The following is an 18,399-nucleotide window of genomic DNA, read 5'->3' as shown; positions in this document are numbered from 1 at the left end:
GGGAATCGTCGATGGAGCGCAGCTCGTCACGCCGCCTCATGCACATGCTTCGTCGCCATCGCCGCGACCACAGCATTCGCGTCCGGCTGGATGACGCCGCAGGACATGATGAGCTTAGCGGCGGCGTCTGGGCTCAGCGGCAGCTCGATGACTTCGCGCGCCGGCAGAAAAAAATAGAAGCCGGTCGTCGGATTGGGCGTGCAGGGCAGAAACACTGAAATATGCGCCTCGCCCTGCGGCAGATGCTCGCTGAGGGCGACGCCGGGCGGGGCGGTGATGAAGACGAGCGACCACGAACCCTTGCTCGGAAACTCGATCAAGCCGACCTTGCGAAAACTCGTGCCGGACTGAGAAAACGCGGTCTCGAAGATCTGCTTGACGCTTTTATAGATCGAACGCACGACGGGCATGCGCGCGAGGATAGCCTCGCCGAGCCGGATCAGCGTGCGGCCCGCGAGATTGGCGGCGAGAAAGCCCAAAAGGGTGAGGCCAAGAAAAACAAAAATAACGCCGAAGCCGGGAAGAGGCAGCGCCAAATAGGTCTCGGGCCAGAGCTTGGACGGGAGAAAATGCCTGACCCAAGTGTCGACCGTATCGACAAACCACCAGACTATGGAAGCGGTGACGGCGAGCGGACCCGCCACGATCACGCCGGTCAGGAACCAATTGCGGATGCGTCCCCCGAGACCGGATCCCTTAGGCGAGAGGATCGGGGGGCTGGCTTGCGATTGAGGTCGCGTCTGTGGCGAAAGCTCCGTCATGGTCCGCCTCACGGCCTGCGCCGCCTCTTGTCAGGCCTCGATCTGTCGCGTCATAGACTTCGCCTAATGCCGCAAAAATGATCCGGGCAGCGCTCCTGCGAAGGCGACCCTACAACGGCGTCTCGCTAGTCTCGTATAACACGTTCCGGCGCAGCTCAATTGCGCTAAACCGGGTCGCCTGGACCTTGCAGAAAATTTCCTTCAATTTCTGCCTCAATCAAGACATCTTGCCTATTTGTGCGTGACATTGCATTAGCTGTGAGCTACACACGTTACGTCAATTATTGACGCGGGGCGCCGGCGCAAAATCCGGCGCAGCAGTCCAAGTCTTGGGAGGACGCCTGTTTTACGCTCCTGCGCCACAGGTTGGCGCAGCCTCCAGTTGGACCGCGGGGGCAAGGAACGGGTTAAGGGGGCTTAGCTAGAAAGGGCGAGAACGCTTTAGCGTTCTCGCCCTTTCTCTTTAAACTCAACTCTACTTCAAACCCGGAAACGGCGAGGACGCTGCGCCGACCGCCGCCTCAGCGAATGCGCGCGACGAAGCAGGATCGAAAAGACCGCTCGAATCAGAATCTGACCCCGCTGTCGGCCGGTGCGGTCGTATCCGCCGGCGCAGGCGAAGCGGCCGGAGCGGATCCGCCAAGCGGGCGGGAGTCTGGCGCGCCCTTATTGAACGTGCTGCCGCCATCGTACATTTCGATGCAAGTCAGAATTTCCACATAGCTCGGCATTGGCGAAACGCCTTGCTCAAGGCAATTCCGCCGATCCTCGGGCTTGAACTTCGACCATCTCTGCGTGAGCTGGTCTTGAGCGTCCTTCTCGTCTTGCATGCAGCCCTTATAGGCGAGGTTCCGATCGTCGCCGCCAATAGCTTGCGCTTCCCGGCAGGACTGCGAGACGTCGAGCTTCGGCACGCCCCCGCTGTTATCGGGCCGCGCCCAAGCGGCGCCGAGCAAACCGAGGAAAGCAAATAGAACCGCGGCCGCCCTTAGGCTTTGCATGCTAACCTCCAACCTCTAGAATTCTGACTTCGCAAGAAAGGTTCCGCTAGTCGTAAAAAGGCGTCGGGCGAGGCGGACGGGCGGAGGCTTCGCCAAGTCCCTCCTCGCGGCGGGCCGAGCGCCATCGCTTTATTTGCAATATCGTATAAGATCAACCACACTAAAGCGCTTCCCGATCGGATGGAAATGTCTGATCGAAAAAGAATCGCTCAAGTTCAAAGAGTTGACGCATGGTCTGATCGAAAAAGTCATCAACTTTTTCGGATGCTCTAAGGCGTCGCGCATTTGGGGGAATGCGATGCAAACCTTGTCTCGCGAGGAATTCCAGATCGGCCTGACCATGTCCGGCGCGATCTCCGCCGGGGCCTATACGGCCGGCGTGTTCGATTTCCTGATCCAGGCGCTCGACGAGTGGGAGAAGGCGCGGAACGGCGCCTACCGGGAAACCGGCGTCGATCCCGAGCAGATCCCGAACCATCGGGTTGGCCTCAAGGTCATGTCGGGGGCTTCGGCTGGCGCGATCACCGCGGCGATCGGCGCCGTCGCGCTCGCCGACGCCAATCAGAAGCCCGTCCCGTTCAATTCGCCGGGCGGGAGCAAACAACAATTCAAATGTTTCCTGCCAAAGCTCTATGACACCTGGGTGGCGCGGCCCGGCCTCGTCGCAGAGGACGGACAAACAAGCGACTTTCTGCAAGCGGGCGACCTCGATAAGCGCCCGGACCCCGCGGACGACTTCTCATCCACCAGCGACCCGGCGCCGGCCGCTGATGGGCCGCTGCCTGTGACCTCCGCGCTCAATTCGCGGCTGCTCGACGGAATCGCGAAGGCCGCCATCGACGTTACGGCCGTGACGAGCGCGCCGCGCGCCTATATTTCGGAGCGTCTGCATATTTATCTGACTCTATCGAACCTGCGCGGCGTGCCCTACACCGTCCCCTTCACGGGCGGCGCATTCGGGATGGTCTCGCATGGCGATCGCGTGCATTACGCCGTGACCGGCGTTGGCTCCTGGCCACGCGTCAGCGATTTCGGCGAAGCCGACAAAAAACGTGAGATCGACGTCGCGACGCTCGTCAAGGGCGATCCAAACAACAAGGAATGGAAAGATTTCGCGATCTGCGCCGTCGCCTCCGCAGCCTTCCCGATCGGGCTTGCGCCGCGCGAGATCGACGGCGCGCGCGCCGAATTCGTGAGCCGGCATTTCCCGATCGAAGCAATCGCCGAGTTCGGCTCCATGCCGGATTGGCCGATCGATGTATGGCAGGCCGATTCGTTCCGCTTCACGACGGCGGACGGCGGAATCATCGACAATGATCCTTTCGAATATGCTCGCTTGTCCTTGAAGGACCCCGGAGCGACGCAGAACGAACGCGGCCTCGCCGAGGCGGACCGCGCGGTGATCATGATTTCGCCTTTCCCGAAGGCGCCGTCGATCAAACCCGAAGGCCAGCCGAAATTCGACATTGTGAGCATTTTCAGAGCGCTTCAGCCTGCCTTGATCGAACAGGCCCGCTTCAAGCCGAGCGAGCTTGTGCTCGCGGCGGATCCCAAGATCGGCAGCCGATATTTGATCGGGCCGAGCCGGCCCCCGGCGGACGATGGGAGGCCGGAAGCGAAGGAGCGCTACCCGATCGCAAGCGGCCTGCTCGGCGGCTTCGGCGGCTTTGTCGCAAGGGCCTTTCGCGATCATGATTTCCAGCTCGGGCGGCGCAATTGCCAACGCTTCCTGAGCCATATTTTCACGGTCCCGCCCGATCACGCCATCTACAAGGCGTGGCCAAAGGCGGCCCAGCAAAATCCCGATTTCCGGGCCGATCCGACGGAGACGCTGCAAGAGGCTTACTGCATCATTCCGCTTTTTGGCTCCGCCCGTGACGAGGTGGTCCTGCCGGAATGGCCGCGCATTTCGGATGAGTTCTACAAGACGCTGCAGAAGCGCATCGCAGATCGTTTCGACTATGTCGCGCCAGCCTTGCTCGAGCAAAATGTGAAGGGAATTTTATGGGCCCTGCTCCGGATCGCCATAATCCGACCCGTGGGCGTAATCCGCGGCAGGACGCTCGAATTCGCCGAGCGCACTATCCGATGCGATCTCGTGCGCCGCAATCAGATCGAAGGTTGGCGGGATCTGCCCAAGGATACCGGCCTCGACGATGATGAAATCCGGCTCGTTCTGGCCGAATTGATCGATCCCGCCTATGATCAGCGCAATGTCCGTGGCCTCGTCAAAGCCACGGGATTGAAAGCTGAGAAAATCGAGGCGCTGCTGGCGGCCTGCCAATCCGCCAAAAGCGGGAAACACAAAGTGTGGAAGGCGTGGTGGACCGACAAGACCGGCAAGCCCCTTTATGCGCTCGCGAGCCTCAAGCCAAACCCGATCAAATCGGTCGGCTACATTATCGGGGTCGGAATCGCCAAATATCTTCCCTCTTTCCGCTCCATCGCGTCAACGCCTCGGATTGATCCGCCCGAATTCTAGAGCATCTTCCGAAAAAGTTGATCGACTTTTTCGATCAGAACATGCTCCAGCTCTTTGAATTTGAGCGATTCCTTTTCGATCAGATGATTCCATCTGACCGGGAAGCGCTCTAGGAATTTCTTAGCCAAAATCATGCGCGCCGCGCCGGCCTCATGGCTCGTCAGCGCGGCCGAGGAGCGCGCGCCAATGGCGGCGCCCGACGTCAGCCGTCGCTTCTATGTCCTCAATCGAAAGCGGCTTCAAGCCCTGCCGCCGCGCCTCCGTGAAGATCGACGGCGGCAGCGGCCAGGGCGGGCCCTCAGCCTCGGCGTCTTCGCCGCGCGCGCGGGCGACAATGAGGAGCTTGCCGCCGGGAGCCAGGAAAGACGAAAGCTCGGCGAGCGCCTTTGGCAGAAGCGGCGCGGAAAGCGCCTGCAAAGTGTAGCATTCGTGCACGAGAGCGAACTTGCCCCGCCAGTCTGCGGGCGGCGCGAAGAGATCGCCCGCGCGATAATCGACGGTGGTGCGCGGGAAGCGCCGCTTCGCCCATTCGACCGCCGCCTCCACAAGATCGAAGGCTGTGACTTCTGCGCCGGCTTCGGCCAGACATTCGGCGTTGTCGCCGAGGCCGCAGCCGACATCGAGCGCGCGCAAACCTGCGATGCCCTTGACCTGGGCTCCGACCCAAGCCTTGGTCAAAGGATGCGGCGCAAGATTGGCCCAGGGCACGCGCGCCGGGTCATTTTGCGCCCGCGCATAAACCGCCTCGAACCAGTCGCGGCGCAAAGGATCGTCCGCCGCGCCGCCGCGCATTTCCAAATTCTTGGCGGGATCGAGCGCGTCAAGCGCTTTGCGCGCCTCGGCGCGCCGCGCCGTGAATTCGGGCGAAGTCGGATCAAGGGAGATTTCGTCCAAGAGAATCTATGTCCTTTCAGCCAATCAAAACGACGATCGGAAGCGCGGCGGGGTCACGAGGTGCGCCCGCTCACGCCTTTTTCTCCCAGCGACCTGTCTCATCCTCTCGCCAATAGCTCAGCGCCAAATCTTTTTCCTTCAGCGCTTTCCATTGCGCGCGGGCGAGCGCGAGATCATCCTCGTCATTGCCGTCGAACAGGAGAATTGCGCGAGCGTAAGGCGCGGCGGAGGGCTCCGCCAGCGCCTCAGCTATTTCGGCTCCCTCGATGAAGAGCCTGACCTCGGCGCCGTTCGGGTTCTCGAGGCCGGTCGAGAGATAGACCGGCTGGAGTTCGGCGTCGCCGTCGCGCGCCCGGCCATGGGCGACGAAACTCGCCTCCGAAAAGGTCCACAGCCATTGATCGAGCGCGTCGAGCCGCTCCTCGCTTTTCGCCTGGACGACGACGCGCCAGCCTCTTTCGAGGGATTTCTCGATGAGGCCCGGAAGCACGCTTTCGAGCCTCCGGCGCTGAAGATGATAGAACCAGATTTCGGTCATGACCGGGCGTCTTTAAGCGCGCAAGGGAAAGCAGCGCCCGGCCTCATCCCTCGTAATAATCCGCGACGAGCCGGTCGAGCAGCCGGACCCCGAAGCCCGAGGCCCAGCCTTGATTGAGGTCGCTTCCGGGGGAATTCATCCCCGTGCCGGCGATGTCGAGATGCGCCCAGGGCGTCCCATTCACGAATCGCTGGAGGAATTGAGCCGCCGTGATCGAGCCCGCGTGCCGGCCGCCGGTGTTCTTCATGTCGGCGAATTTGGAATCGATCATCTTATCATAGGCGGATCCGAGCGGCAGACGCCATAGTTTTTCGCCCGTCGCCTTGCCGGTCGCCAGCAGCTTCTCGGCCAAATCATCATTGTTGGCGAAGAGGCCCGCGTGCTCCTGGCCAAGCGCGACAAGGATCGCGCCGGTCAGAGTCGCGAGATCGACGATGAATTTCGGCTTGAATTTATCCTGCACATACCAAAGCACGTCGGCGAGAACGAGGCGCCCTTCGGCGTCGGTATTGATGACTTCGATCGTCTGGCCGGACATGGATTTCACAATGTCGCCGGGACGCTGCGCCTCGGGACCGGGCATGTTTTCGACAAGGCCGATGGCGCCCACGACATCGACCTTGGCCTTGCGCGCGGCGAGCGCATGGATCAGGCCGACCACGCAGGCGGCGCCGGCCATGTCGCCCTTCATATCCTCCATGCCGGCGGCCGGCTTGATCGATATGCCGCCAGTGTCGAAACATACGCCCTTGCCGACAAAGGCGATCGGCTGCGCCTTGGTCTTGGCGCTCTCCTTGGCGGGCTTCACGCCGCGCCATCGCATGATGACGACGCGGCTCTCCCGAACCGACCCCTGCCCAACGCCGAGCAAGGCGCCCATGCCGAGCGCGCGCAACGCCGCCATGTCTAGGATCTCGACCTCGACGCCGAGCGTTTCGAGCGCCTTCGCGCGATTGGCGAACTCTACGGGGTAAAGGACATTGGCGGGCTCATTGACGAGCGAACGGGCGATCAAGACGCCTTCGGCCACGGCCTCCCTCGCCTTGGCCTCGCGGCGCGCGGCGGAAGGCTCGTCCACGGCGAGGAAAATCTCCGTGGGGCTATTGTCTTCGGCGTCGTCCTTTTTCTTGGTCTTATAGGCGTCGAAGCGATAGTCGCGCAGCTGCATCCCGAGCATGAATTCGGCGGCGGCTCCCGCCGAGTCCTCAGGCGGCCTCGGCAGATCGAAAGCGACGACGGCGCTCGCGCCGCGACCCAGCTTCCCGATGACGAATCCGCCGAGATTGGCGTAATCGCCGGGGCTCGGAGCCGCGTCCTCGCCTCCCTTGTCTCGCTGGGCTTCGTCGTTTTCGCCTTTCTTCTTTGTGGTCTTGTCTTTCTCGACTTGGGCCGCCTCGACATGGGCCGCGCGGGCGCCGATCACAATGAGCCGGTCGGCGGCGAAGCCTGAAGGCGCGATAATATCGAGCGCCGTCGAAGGCTTCCCCTTGAACTTCGCGGCCGCGGCCGCCTTCCTGATCAAAGCCTCTCCATCGGCGCCGATGAGGCGAAGCGTCGACGGGCCAAAAGCGAAATCCGGAGCCATGAAAACGACCAGGGCCTGGGCGCCTTTGGCTTTCCCCGCCGCCCGTTTCGATGAAGCCTGAAGCGGCGTCTGGGCGCTCAAGGGCCCAAGCGCGACAAATTCGATTTTAATGGAGTCCGACATCTGATCCTCTGCACGCAATTCCCGGAGGACGATCACAACTCACGAAGTCGTGAAAGCCCTTCGTATTCCCAAAGTTTCCGCATTTTCACGCGAGCCGGCCTTGGCTCCGCCCAAAAATGGGCCGGCCGCCATAGCGCAGCCGCTTTGTTCGCATCATGTTCCGCCCGACGAGCCTCGGCAAGTGGGAGCGCTAGGTTCATACAGGAATTATGTGCGATGATGCGTCCTTCATCTGCCGAAAAATCGCCGTGAGTCTCAAGTTTACGTCACCTTCGCGCCGCAGCCCAAGCGCTATTGCGGCGGCGCGGCTGGGACGCGAAGGCAAGGCGGCGTTTTGGGGCCAGACCGCCCGCTCGGGCCGAAGCGACAAAAGGCGTAACGGGACGAAAGCGAAATGGCGGACATGACGCTCGACGCAACGAATTCGCGCCATGCCGGCCTCCCGGGCCTGCACGTCGCCGCGCGCGAGCTCCATCGATGATCGGCTCGACCCTCGGGCGCTACTTTTCCTTCCGCTTCCTGCGGATGATCATGGCCGTGTTCTTGATGATCTTCGGCATGGTCTATGTGATCGATTTCGTCGAATTGCTGCGCCGCTCCGACGGCATCCCGGGGGTTTCGGCCGCCTTCATCGCTTTTCTCGCCCTGCTGCGCGTCCCATCCGCCTCGGAACAACTCATGCCGTTCTGCGTGCTCGGCGGCGCAATGGCGGCCTTCCTGGATTTGACCCGCAAGCTCGAATTGCTCATCGCAAGGGCCGTCGGCGTCTCAGTCTGGGGATTCCTGATTCCGCCGGTGCTGATCGCCACCGTCATAGGCGTGGCGTCGATCGCGCTGTTCAATCCGATCTCGGCCATGATGAAACATCGCGCTGACGGGATCGAGACGCGGCTGTTCGGGCCAAATGGCAGAAAAGCCCCCGACGCGCAGTTTTGGATCCGACAAAACAGCGTCGACGGATTGGCGATCATCAGGGCCGCGAAGGTTGAGGAAGATGGCGCTCGCCTGACGTCGGTCATCGCCTATGTCTACGACACGACCGGAAAGTTCGAAGGCGAAATTTTGGCCCAGAGCGCCAAACTTTTGCCGGGGGTGTGGCGCCTCGAACACGCGCGGGTCGTGGCTCCGGGGGAAGAGAGCGTCGAAGTCGGAACCTATCTTCTCGCCACGAACCTCTCGTCCGAACAGGTCGCTCAGGGAGTTATCCCGCCGGAATCAGTGCCATTTTGGGAATTGCCGTCGTTGCGCGAACAGGCCGACGCCGCGGGGCTCGACTCGATAGGCTACCGGCTTCAGTTTCAGACCCTTTTGGCGAGGCCGCTGTTTTTTGTCGCCATGGTTTTGATTGCGGCGGCCTTTTCCTTAAGATTTTTCCGATTTGGTGGCGTAGCCAGGATGGTTGGCGGTGGCGTGGTCGCCGGCTTCGTGCTTTATGTGGCGACAAAATTGGTCAGCGATCTCGGGGGCGCGGGTTTGCTCAGTCCGGTGGTGGCGGCGTGGTCTCCAGCTGTCGTCGCCAGCATGCTGGGCGCGTTCGCTCTGCTGCATCAGGAGGATGGTTGATGGGGCGGCGTTTTTGCCCCGCTGACGTGATTGCTTGGGCCCGAGCCGTCGCAAGCCCGGCGAAGCCGAGCGACTCGACGCTTTGCATCGGACCCGAAAATGGGCCAACGCTCGCGGAGCGCTTAGGCCGGCTGGCGCTTGCGCTTCGTTTTTGCGTCGCCGCGGCCCTTTCCTTCTTTTTCTCCGCGGCGCTTGGTTTGGGTTTTGCCGCGACGCCGGTCGCCGTCGGCTCCGCGGCCGCGCAAACAGTCGGCAGTCGGCTGGCGCAAAAAAACACGGATAAGAACGAGAAGATGTTCGTCGAGGCGACCGAGCTTCGCTACGATTCCGAAAAAAACACCGTCTCCGCCGAAGGAAACGCCAGAGTCTACTACCAAGGACGCGTGCTCGAAGCCGACCGGGTCATCTATGATCGGAAATCTGGCCGAGTCTACGCCGAAGGCCATGCGAAGCTGACCGAAACCAACGGCGCCGTGCTACACGCCGAACGCTTCGACCTCACCGACGATTTCCGCGACGGGTTCATCGAGAGCCTGCGCGTTGAGACGGCCGAAAAGACATATGTCAATACCGAGCAATCCGTCCAGCTCGGCGCGCCGATTTCCGAGAAAGGCACCTACAAGACATATTTCAGCGCGCCGCGCGCCGAACGGATCGAAGGCGACACAACCGTCTTCGACAAGGGCACCTACACCGCCTGTGCGGCCTGCAGCGACAATCCCAGCGTGCCGCCGCTGTGGCGCGTGCGGGCCAAGCGGATCATCCACAAGAACGACGAGCAGATGATCTATTACGAGGACGCCTCGCTCGAATTCCTCGGGATCCCGATCGCCTATGTGCCGTTCTTCTCGACCCCAGACCCGAGCGTGACGCGCAAGTCCGGCATTCTTTCGCCGCATCTCATCTATAATTCCAACCTCGGCTATGGAGTAGGCATTCCGATCTTCTGGGCGCTCGCGCCCAATTACGACTTGACGTTCACGCCGACCTTTCTTTCGACGCAGGGGTTTCTCGCCAGCGTCGAATGGCGCCATCGACTCGAAAACGGCGAATATTACATCCGCGCGAACGGGATCGACGAACTCAACAAGTCGGTCTTCTCGACGCCGCCATATGGCGCGGGCGACCAATCCCTTCGTGGCTCCTTCGAAAGCAAGGGACAGATCTACATCGCCGATCACTGGAAGTTCGGCTGGGAATTCACGCTTCTGTCGGACAAGTACTTTCTCAACGACTACCACATACCCAGCCAGACGCTGTCGTCCAATTATTTCAGCGAAACAACGTCGACAGTTTATCTCACCGGGCAGGCGGATCGCGGATATTTCGACCTGCGCGGCTATTATTTCGAAGGACTTTCGACCCACGACTTCCAGCCTCAGCAGCCGCTTGCGCATCCGGTCTGGGACTATAACAAGACCTTCGACATCGATCCCGCGCAAACCTTCGGCATTGGCGGCCAGGCGGAGCTCGACTTCAATCTGACTAGTCTTTCGGCCGCCTCGGCGAGCTTCCAGTCCGTCGGCTCGCAGGTCCTGGACAACGCCTACGGGCTCTACAATGTCTGCACCAACTATACCCCAGGGCAAATCGGGGGGACATGTCTTTTGCGTGGCGTCGGCGGCGAGTACACCCGGGCGACGGTTGACGGTTCGTGGAAACGCAAGTTCATCGACCCGCTCGGCGAAGTCTGGACGCCTTTCGCCTTCGCCCATCTCAATGGCGAGTGGCTGGACCTCAATACGACGAATACCTATACGTTCGCTTACGGCTATGGCGTCTCCAGCTATACGAACGCCTCGCAGCTGAATTTCTTGAGCAATAAGGATTCGAGCTTCTATGGCGCCTTCGTTCCGGGCGTCGGACTGGAGTACCGCTATCCCTTCCTAGCCAAGACGGGCTTCGGCTCGATGGTCTTCGAACCGATCGGGCAGATCATCATGCGCCCGAACCAGATCTGGTCGTCGTCGCTCATAAACCTCGATGCGCAAAGCCTCGTCTTCGACGATTCCACCTTGTTCGAATGGAGCAAATATTCCGGCTACGACCGCTTCGAGACCGGAACCAGGGCGAATTACGGGGCCCAATTCACGCTGAATTTCAACGGCGGCGGCCACGCCAATTTCATCGCCGGACAATCCTATCAGGTCGCCGGCACGAACTCTTATGCGACGCCGGACGCGGCCAATGTGGGCTTGAGCTCCGGGCTCGACACGCGGCGCTCGGATTACGTCACCGCGTTTTCCTTCGCCCCGAACTCCATGCTCTCCTTCACCGCCAAGACCCGGCTCGACGTCGATACTTTCGAGCCGAGACGCATTGATCTCGTCGGCACGTATAATCTCGGCGCCTGGACAGGCAGCATACAATATGCCAATTATCAGGCTCAGCCGGTGATCGGCTACTATGTGCGCAGAGAAGGCCTTTCCTTGGCGTCGCGCTACAAGATCAGCGACAATTACTTTATGCAGGGCAACATCACCTTCGATATGAGCCGGCAATTCTATCCGCCCGGTTTGATCGGCACAGTCAATCCGGGACCGTTCGCCGTCGCGGCCTTCGGCGTAGGCGGCGGTTATCAGGACGATTGCACGAGTTTTTCGGTGAACTACACTTCGCTTTATCAGGACAATGGCAATGGCGCGCTGGTCCACAATCAGACCGTGCTTTTGCAGCTGCAGCTGCGCACTTTGGGCGACGCCAGGCTGACCCAGTCCTTTTCCAACACCACGTCGCTCGACGGCGTGAAATACTGATTGCCGCGATCTTGTGGGCCACGCTCCGCATGACGCGACACAACATCCAACAACGGAGAGCGAAAACCATGCGTAAAGACGTGGATGCGCGTGTATTTGGCTTTCTCGCCAATGCCGGCTTCAAGGCGTGCCTCGTCATCGCCGGGATCGCGGCGGCCGCCGCGCTCGGCGGCAGCCAGAGTCACGCGCAGACGATCATATCCAGCATCAATGGCGATCCGGTCACGAATATCGATATTGAAGAGCGCATGAAGCTGCTTCGGGTCTTGCGCAAGCCCGCGACGCGCGAGGCCGCGATCGAGAGCCTCTACACCGATCGCCTCGAAATTCACGAGGCTGAAAAATACAGCGTCAACCCGAAAGAGGCCGACATCTCGGAAGAGATCGTAAAGGTCGCGCAAAACTTGAAAATGGCGCCTCAGGCCCTCGTCGCCGAGATCGAGCGCGCCGGAGTGACCCCCGACCATTTCAAGGCTCATTTTCGCGCCGATTTCGCGTTCAGCCTTCTCGTCCAGGCCTTGAACAAGGGCGTCGAGGCAAGCGAGGAACAGGTTCGCGCCGAGCTCGCCAAGCAAGGCGGCAAGTCGGCCTCGGGGCTCGAATATACGGTCCGTCAAGTCATTTTCGCGGTGCCGAACTCGGCGACCGTCGCCGCCCTGAACGAGCGCGCCCACGAGGCTGAGCAATTGCGCACGCGCTTTGTCGATTGCGACAGCGGCGTGCCGCTCGCCCGGGCGATCAATGACGTGACGGTTCGTGATCCTTTGACCAAGACCTCGATCGAGCTCAACGAAGGGCTTCGTCAATTGCTCGACAAGACGCCAGCCGGCCATCTGACGCCGCCGCAACGATCGAGCGCGGGCCTTGAAATGATCGCCATCTGCTACAAGGGCGCGCCCAAGGACGATTCGGCGGCGCGCACGGCGATCTCGCAAAAGCTCCTCGCCGCGCATATTGCCGCCGACGCCGAGCGCCGCCTCAAGGAGATGCGCGCGAGAGCCGTAATCGTGAAAAATTAGCGCGTGATCGTTTCAAGTTGACGCGGTCAGATCTATCTTTTGTTTTCCCATGATCTCGCCCGATATGTCCGCGGCGTCTCGGGATCGTGGCTTGGGGACGAAATCCCGATGCCGGGAGCTGCGCCTGCAAAGAGACCCCTGCTCGCCCTGACCCGAGGCGATCCCTCCGGGATCGGGCCGGAGCTAGCGTTAAAGGCCTGGCTCGCGACTCATTTGGACCCGGACGCGCCGCCGTTCGCGATCGCCGCCGAGCCGGGTCACCTTGCGGCGCTCGCAAAAAAACTGGGGCTCGATGTCCCGATCGAGACTGTCGCGGCCAACGCGGCCCGGGTCGTCTTTCCCCGCGCTTTGCCGGTCCTCGCCTCGCCTTATTCCGTCGCGGGCAAGCCAGGCGCGCCCAACGAGGAGGACGCCGCCGCGACCATCGCTTCGATCGAGACTTGCGTCAGTCTTGTCTATTCCGGCGAAGCCTCGGCCGTCGTCACCAACCCAATCGCCAAAGAGGTTCTCTATCGCGCCGGCTTTTCCCATCCCGGCCACACCGAGTTTCTGGCCGAGCTGGCATTGCGCTTTTTCGACGTCACCATGCGGCCCGTGATGCTGCTCTGGTCCCCCGAGCTCGCCGTCGTTCCGGCGACCATCCATGTTCCGCTCGCCCGCGTTCCGGCGCTTTTGACTCGTTCGCTTCTCGTCGAAACCGGCCTTGTCGTCGCGAACGATCTCAAGCAGCGTTTCGGCGTCGAGACGCCGCGCCTCGCCTTTACCGGCCTCAATCCGCACGCCGGCGAAGGCGGCGCGATGGGAGGCGAGGAGAGCGAAATCATCATTCCCGCGCTCGCCGAGCTCGCCCGGTCGGGCGTCGCAGTCAGCGGGCCGCACCCAGCCGACACTTTGTTCCATGCCGCCGCGCGGCGGAGCTATGACGCCGTGATCGCCATGTATCACGACCAAGCCCTCATTCCGATCAAGACTCTCGCCTTCGAGAGCGCGGTCAACGTGACCTTAGGCCTGCCCTTCATTCGCACCTCGCCGGACCATGGCACGGCCTTCGACATAGCCGGAAAAGGCGTCGCCGACGCCAGAAGCCTCATCGCCGCGCTGCAACTTGCCGGCCGCCTCGCGAGCCGCTCATGCCAGGCGGCCTAGACGACCTCCCGCCGCTGCGCGAGGTCGTCGCCGCGCATGGCCTCGACGCCAAGAAATCGCTGGGGCAAAATTTCCTTTTCGATCTCAATCTTACGCGGCGCATCGCCCGCGCCGCCGCGCCGCTTGAGGAGGCGACGATTGTCGAGATTGGACCAGGCCCGGGCGGACTGACCCGGGCTCTGATGGCGGAAGGCGCGCGGAAAGTCATTGTCATCGAACGCGATGCGCGCTGTCTCGCGGCGCTCGGCGAAATCGCCGCGCATTATCCAGGCCGCCTTCAGATTGTGGCCGGCGACGCGCTGGAAGCTGATTTGGCGGCGCTCGTCGGCGGCGCGCGGCCGGCGCGCATCTGCGCCAACCTGCCCTATAATATCGCGACGGCCCTGCTCACGCGCTGGCTCGAGAGCGAGCCCTGGCCGCCCTGGTTCGATCGGCTTACCCTCATGTTCCAGCGAGAAGTCGCCGAGCGCATTGTGGCGACGCCAATGCAGCGCGCGGCCTATGGACGGCTCGCGGTCCTAAGCAATTGGCGTTGCGAAACCCGCATTCTTTTCGACATTTCGCCCTCCGCCTTCACGCCGCCGCCCAAGGTCATTTCGAGCCTGGTCGAGCTCACGCCCCGCGCCGCGCCGCTCGCCTGCGAGGCGAGGCTCCTGTCGGAGATCACGCAGGCCGCCTTCGGGCAACGCCGCAAGATGCTGCGCCAATCGCTGAAATCGCTGGCTGGAAGCGACGCCACGGAGCTTCTTGCGCGCTCCGGCATTGCGCCGACCGCGCGAGCCGAAGAAATCGATATTACAGGCTTCGTCGCTTTGACGCGCGCGCTGGAGCAATTGCGTGGATTGAATGTGCCGGAATAGGCTTCGTTCGCGATTCTAATGCGTCCGCTCAATTTCCCGCCGGCCACGCGCCTTTGACGAATAGACTTACGATGACCGCATGGGCGACATGTTCCGCCATACATTGGTAGCCGAGATCGTTCAGATGGAAATTGTCGCGCGACATCAGCTGTAAATTCGCATGCGCCTGGGCGATGAACTGCATTGCGTCATAGCGGCGGACGTAGAGAATATTTTCCGCCACCGCGATCCGCTGCAGGCTGTCTCGGATCGCGAAATAATTAGGGTCGCGGGCGAAGCGCGGCGCATATTGCGGACCGACAAGAACGACATCGGTCCCGTTTTCCTTCAACCATCGAAGCGCCGAGCGGACGGTCGCCTCGAAATCTTCCGGGGCGATGCGGGCCAGCGCGTCATTGGTTCCGAGCTGCCACAAAACGAGGTCCGGCTTCACAAGCGCGACTTCGCTCTTGAGGCGCTCCGCGGTAATCTCCGCAACTTCTCCCGGAACGCCGCGATTGACGATCTCGATATCGACGCCCTTGAGAGCGTGCTCGAGAATCGCCTCGAGCTGGGCCGGATAGGTCTTGCCGCTCGACGAGGCGCCGACCCCCGAGGTCGAGGACGAGCCGATCGCCAGAATGCGCACGGTCCCGCGCTTTTGCAGCGACATGGCGACGTTTGGAAGCGATGCGGGAGCCGCAATATCGATGGCAGGCACGTCGCAGGCCGCGCTCAATGGCGGCGCCGCCACCCGACCGGGCGCCTCTTCGGCGCGCGAAGCCGAAATCACGAAGAGGATGAGCCCGAAGGCGAGCGCGGCTCGAATGCTGGGGCCGCCGGCAACCTGCTGCGCCATTCCGATAGCCATGCGACGAGACCCATCAAGAGGAACCCCACGATAACAATGAATGCGTCGGTTGCAACATTCCCACTATAGGCGAAGCGGAGGATTTGACCCGCGAGGCTCAGGATGGACGCGGCGCAGAAGACATTTAGGGAATTGCGGCCGAGCAGAGACAAGAATCCCGAGGCGCGCGGCGTCCATCGCCCGATCGTCGCGAAAGCGCCCGCGAATAACGCCGTCAAAGCCAGGCTATGGATGAGCCGGGCCGGCGACAGAAATGTCTTGTCGAACATGAACCAAAGCTTTGGGGACGGCACGTCGAACGGATCGGGCGAAAAATCGGCGATCGCGGCGGCGGCGGCCAGCAACACGACCGGGAGCGCCAGCCACCAGAAAACTTTGCGCTTGCGCCGAGCGAAGCCGCCAAGCCCGTCCTCGCCGGCAAGAACGAAACCGAGGACGTAGATCAATTGCCACGCGAGCGGATTGAAGAACCAGGTTCCCTCGACTGGCCAAGTCGGCAAATTCAGGCCGAATGCGAGAGCGACGGCATAGATCGCGAACGAGACCGGCAACAACAGCCGGCGCGCATGGCGATGCGCAAGCGCGATGAGCGGGGCGATGAAAACCAAAACGACATAGAGCGGAAGAATGTTGAAATAGCCGAGTTGGTGGGTGAGCAGGACGAGGCCGATGTGAGCCCTGACCGGATCGTTGAAGACGGCAGAGGCGTTATGCCAGTCGGTGAGGAACGGCGCGTCGAGAAGGATCGAGGCGGCGGCGAGAAGGGCTATCGCGATCTCGGTGATGACCGTCTGCGCGACATAGACCGTCGTGGCGCGGCCTTCCAGCCGCAAGATTAGTGAACCCGCCGACAGCCCCCGCGCCGGGCCTTCGATGAGCTTGCGCATCGCCCATCCGGCGAGAAACACGAAAAGCTCGGCCGAATCGGAAAGCGACACATTGCGATAGGTGAAGCGCTCGAAATAGAGCCCCGGAATGTGATTGATGAAAATCGTGAGGAGGGCGAAGCCGCGCCAGAAATCGATCTCATTTGGCGGGCGCATAATCTCGTCCGAAAATCCGCCCGCCGCCGCCAACCATCGCGGCGCATAGTTCTCGGGGGATTCGCTGCTTGCGGGAATATTATTCCAAATTTCAGTCAGCGTGCGATTGTAAAATTCCACTGGCGAAAAGCGCGCGCAAAACCGGCGGCAGATTTTCCGGTAGATCTTCCGCCACCAAGCCGGGGCCGAACGCGCGGCCGGCCGCGCCATGGAGCCAGACGGCCGCGGAAGCCGCCTCAAATGGCGGCATCGCTTGCGCGAGCAGTCCGCCGATCATCCCGGCGAGAACATCGCCCGAACCCGCGGTCGCAAGCCAAGGCGGCAAATCCTCCGCGATGGTTGCGCCGCCCGAAGGCTCCGCGACGACCGTGTCGGGACCTTTCAAAAGCACGACGGCCCCGGTCAAAGCCGAGGCCGCGCGGGCCCGGTCAAGCTTCGAGTCGGAGTGCAGAGCTAGAAAAAGACCGCGCAACGCCTCCGAGTCCGGTTCGAGCTCCGACCATGGATCTCGGTCATCCAACTTCAAGCCGGAGAAAAGCCGCGCGAACTCGCCGTCATGCGGCGTCAGAACGACCGGCGCCCGCGACGCCCTGATCGCTTGCGCGAGGCCGAACGCGTCATCCTTGAAACTCGTCAGGGCGTCGGCGTCGAGCACGATGGCGCGCTTTGGTTCGATAGCCTCGGCGTCGGCTTTAAGAGCGACATGCGCCAAAGCCCGCGTCGACGCGCCGACGCCCAACGCCGGGCCCATGACGAGCGCATTCTTGCGGCGATCCTCAAGGAGGCCGGCAAGCTCATCCGGTCCATCGCAGAGGCGGGTCATGATCGCAGTGAGCGCCGCAGCATGCGCGGGCAGCGCCTCCCCGCGGCGTCGCGATAGTCACAAGACCAGCCCCGGCGCGCAAGGCCCCGCGCGCGCGAGGCGCGCCGCGCCCGTATGCGCGAGCCCGCCCGAAAGGACGAGAGCATGGCCGCGAGAGTATTTATTCCCCTCCACGCGCGTAACCGGAAAGCAATTTGCCCAGATCGCCGGACCGTTGACCAAAGTCTTCGGCTTGATCGTCGCGAGAACCGATTCCGGAATGCCGATATCGCCGACGATCGTCTCGCCGCAGCAAACGCGTCCGGGCAGCAGAAGATGGCCGGGCTTGCGGCGAAAGAAGGTTACGGTGCGCGACGCCCGAACCGCGACGCCGCGAATTTGGCCGCTCGAACCGTCGATCCCCGACGGAACATCGACCGCGAGGATTGGCTTGCCCCGCGCTCGCGCCCATTCATTGAGGCGCAAAACGGCGGCTTTGGCCGCGCCGTCAAGATCGCGGGCAAGCCCCGCGCCGAAAATGGCGTCGATTGCGAGATCAGCCACGTCGAGGTCGATCGAGTCGATCGGAACGGTTTCGCCGCTCCAAGCCTTGGCGGCGGAAGCCGCATCGCCGCGCAGCGCGTCGAGGCGGCCAAGCAGTCCGAGCTCAACAGAAAACCCTTTGGCTGCGAGCAGCCGCGCTGCGACAAAGCCGTCGCCGCCATTATTGCCGGGTCCGCAAAAGACCGCGATGCGGCTGCGGCGGGGCGCGAGACGCTCCGCCTCCCGGGCGACCGCCGCGCCCGCATGCTCCATCAGGAAAGATCCGGGAACGCCGGAGGCGATGGTCAGGCGATCGGCCTCGGCCATTTCCACATTGGTCAAAAGCTCAGGGAACGAAGCGTCAGGCGACATGCGGAGAACCCGCGCCAAAAGCAAACGGAGCAAGCGAAACAACGCCGCGGCCGCGATGGAG

13 protein-coding genes and 1 pseudogene are annotated in these 18,399 nt (G+C 62.1%); 6 read left to right on the top strand and 8 right to left on the bottom strand.

Translation table 11 applies throughout. The features are described 5' to 3' along the window. Positions 1 to 26: 26 nt before the first annotated feature. Entirely contained in the window at positions 27 to 761 is a 735-nt protein-coding gene (locus RZS28_RS10195; protein WP_407337660.1) for a DUF502 domain-containing protein, read from the bottom strand. A gap of 566 nt (positions 762 to 1,327) precedes the next feature. Continuing rightward, the gene (locus RZS28_RS10190) at positions 1,328 to 1,762 is read right to left on the bottom strand and encodes a hypothetical protein (RefSeq protein WP_407337659.1); all 435 of its coding nucleotides are present in this window, start codon (positions 1,760 to 1,762) and stop codon (positions 1,328 to 1,330) included. A gap of 298 nt (positions 1,763 to 2,060) precedes the next feature. Between RZS28_RS10190 and RZS28_RS10185 the strand changes: the two genes are divergently transcribed. Continuing rightward, positions 2,061 to 4,244: a hypothetical protein gene (locus RZS28_RS10185; protein WP_407337658.1), complete on the top strand. Its 2,184-nt coding sequence runs from the start codon at positions 2,061 to 2,063 to the stop codon at positions 4,242 to 4,244. A 150-nt stretch (positions 4,245 to 4,394) separates the two neighbouring features. Here RZS28_RS10185 and RZS28_RS10180 read toward each other — a convergent pair whose 3' ends face one another. The 3 genes from RZS28_RS10180 to RZS28_RS10170 all read right to left on the bottom strand — a co-directional run bounded on the left by RZS28_RS10180 (position 4,395) and on the right by RZS28_RS10170 (position 7,384). Then, complete coding sequence (locus RZS28_RS10180; protein WP_407337657.1) at positions 4,395 to 5,138, bottom strand: class I SAM-dependent methyltransferase; 744 nt, start codon at positions 5,136 to 5,138, stop codon at positions 4,395 to 4,397. A 70-nt stretch (positions 5,139 to 5,208) separates the two neighbouring features. Continuing rightward, the gene (locus RZS28_RS10175; protein ID WP_407337656.1) at positions 5,209 to 5,676 is read right to left on the bottom strand and encodes a DNA polymerase III subunit chi; all 468 of its coding nucleotides are present in this window, start codon (positions 5,674 to 5,676) and stop codon (positions 5,209 to 5,211) included. A 43-nt stretch (positions 5,677 to 5,719) separates the two neighbouring features. Further along, complete coding sequence (locus RZS28_RS10170) at positions 5,720 to 7,384, bottom strand: leucyl aminopeptidase (RefSeq protein WP_407337655.1); 1,665 nt, start codon at positions 7,382 to 7,384, stop codon at positions 5,720 to 5,722. Between the two features lie 477 nt (positions 7,385 to 7,861). Between RZS28_RS10170 and lptG the strand changes: the two genes are divergently transcribed. From lptG to rsmA, 5 genes are all read left to right on the top strand, one after another. Beyond that, entirely contained in the window at positions 7,862 to 8,947 is a 1,086-nt protein-coding gene (gene lptG, locus RZS28_RS10165) for an LPS export ABC transporter permease LptG (RefSeq protein WP_407337654.1), read from the top strand. Next, positions 8,947 to 11,703: an LPS-assembly protein LptD gene (locus tag RZS28_RS10160; RefSeq protein ID WP_407337653.1), complete on the top strand. Its 2,757-nt coding sequence runs from the start codon at positions 8,947 to 8,949 to the stop codon at positions 11,701 to 11,703. The genes lptG and RZS28_RS10160 overlap by 1 nt, the downstream gene beginning before the upstream one ends. 68 nt (positions 11,704 to 11,771) lie before the next feature. Then, positions 11,772 to 12,722 (top strand): hypothetical protein, encoded by a 951-nt coding sequence (locus RZS28_RS10155; protein ID WP_407337652.1) that lies wholly within the window; start codon positions 11,772 to 11,774, stop codon positions 12,720 to 12,722. Between the two features lie 108 nt (positions 12,723 to 12,830). Then, the gene (pdxA, locus tag RZS28_RS10150) at positions 12,831 to 13,868 is read left to right on the top strand and encodes a 4-hydroxythreonine-4-phosphate dehydrogenase PdxA (protein WP_407337651.1); all 1,038 of its coding nucleotides are present in this window, start codon (positions 12,831 to 12,833) and stop codon (positions 13,866 to 13,868) included. Next, entirely contained in the window at positions 13,853 to 14,728 is an 876-nt protein-coding gene (gene rsmA, locus RZS28_RS10145; RefSeq protein ID WP_407337650.1) for a 16S rRNA (adenine(1518)-N(6)/adenine(1519)-N(6))-dimethyltransferase RsmA, read from the top strand. Before pdxA ends, rsmA begins: the two co-directional genes overlap by 16 nt. Positions 14,729 to 14,756: 28 nt before the next feature. Here rsmA and RZS28_RS10140 read toward each other — a convergent pair whose 3' ends face one another. The 3 genes and pseudogenes from RZS28_RS10140 to RZS28_RS10130 all read right to left on the bottom strand — a co-directional run bounded on the left by RZS28_RS10140 (position 14,757) and on the right by RZS28_RS10130 (position 18,338). Further along, a complete protein-coding gene (locus tag RZS28_RS10140) occupies positions 14,757 to 15,566 on the bottom strand; it encodes an SGNH/GDSL hydrolase family protein (protein WP_407337649.1) in 810 nt (269 codons plus the stop codon). Next, positions 15,497 to 16,621, bottom strand: coding sequence for an OpgC family protein (locus RZS28_RS10135; protein ID WP_407337648.1), 1,125 nt, complete (start codon positions 16,619 to 16,621; stop codon positions 15,497 to 15,499). The genes RZS28_RS10140 and RZS28_RS10135 overlap by 70 nt, the downstream gene beginning before the upstream one ends. A 91-nt stretch (positions 16,622 to 16,712) precedes the next feature. Further along, a pseudogene (locus RZS28_RS10130) lies at positions 16,713 to 18,338 on the bottom strand (NAD(P)H-hydrate epimerase). Positions 18,339 to 18,399: the final 61 nt, after the last annotated feature.

This window comes from Methylocapsa polymorpha (genome assembly GCF_045689225.1).
In the GTDB taxonomy this organism is placed as follows: Bacteria; Pseudomonadota; Alphaproteobacteria; order Rhizobiales; family Beijerinckiaceae; genus Methylocapsa; species Methylocapsa polymorpha.
The sequence above is the reverse complement of the archived record's forward strand: the minus strand, read 5'-3'. Positions and strand labels throughout refer to the sequence as shown.